The organism is Leptospira weilii serovar Ranarum str. ICFT (genome assembly GCF_000332415.1).
Lineage (GTDB): Bacteria > Spirochaetota > Leptospiria > Leptospirales > Leptospiraceae > Leptospira > Leptospira weilii_A.
Window position 1 is genome coordinate 1 of the sequence record NZ_AOHC02000031.1, and the last position, 701, is coordinate 701.

Here is a 701-nt window from a genome sequence, read left to right on the forward strand (position 1 = left end):
GAGAAAAAAAAACTTCGCCGAGTTTAAGTTTGTCCACGTATTGCAACAAACAAGTATACAACTAGTATGGAAACTCTTTGGTGTTCTGGAATCGGAGCCGGAACCATAAATATTTCACCCTCCAAAAGTTCGGCCAACGTTCCTTCCGGAAGTTCGGCAAAATCCTTATCCGTTTTGAAATCGGTTTCTGTTTTGAAATCGGTCGTATGTATCATAGTATTCGTTTCATTCTAAATTGGATTCGAATCGGTTTCCGTTTTGAAATCGGTCGTATGTATCATTCAAACCAACTTTGTAAAAAGACGATCAATCTCGATCGAAAATCCGTCTAACACCGCAGATGCGACTAGACCCGAATTGGCGGATGAAATCAGTTTAAAACCCGACTCGCTATTTTGATACACCTCGACGGAACGTTCCATCGGGTCCACGATCCAATATTCTTCAACCCCGTGTTTTTCGTAGAGTTTCTTCTTTGTTTTCAGATCGTGGTAGGCGTTTCCTTCCGAAAGAATTTCCGCGATCCAATCCGGAGCCCCCTCGATTCTTTTTTGTCGAATGATCGCACTCTTCGCTTTGGAAATAAAAATCAGATCGGGTTGAACCACGTTGTGTTCGTCCAGGAATACGTCGATATACTAGGTGTAGCTAACGCTATTCCCTTTTCGGCTTTTACGCACATACTCCATTAAGGAGAAATG

General features: G+C 42.4%; 2 pseudogenes. Both read right to left on the minus strand.

The features are described from left to right. Positions 1-215 (minus strand): annotated as a pseudogene (locus LEP1GSC060_RS09840) (Uma2 family endonuclease); the annotation flags it as partial. A gap of 66 nt (positions 216-281) precedes the next feature. Continuing rightward, a pseudogene (locus LEP1GSC060_RS09845) lies at positions 282-701 on the minus strand (Uma2 family endonuclease); the annotation flags it as partial.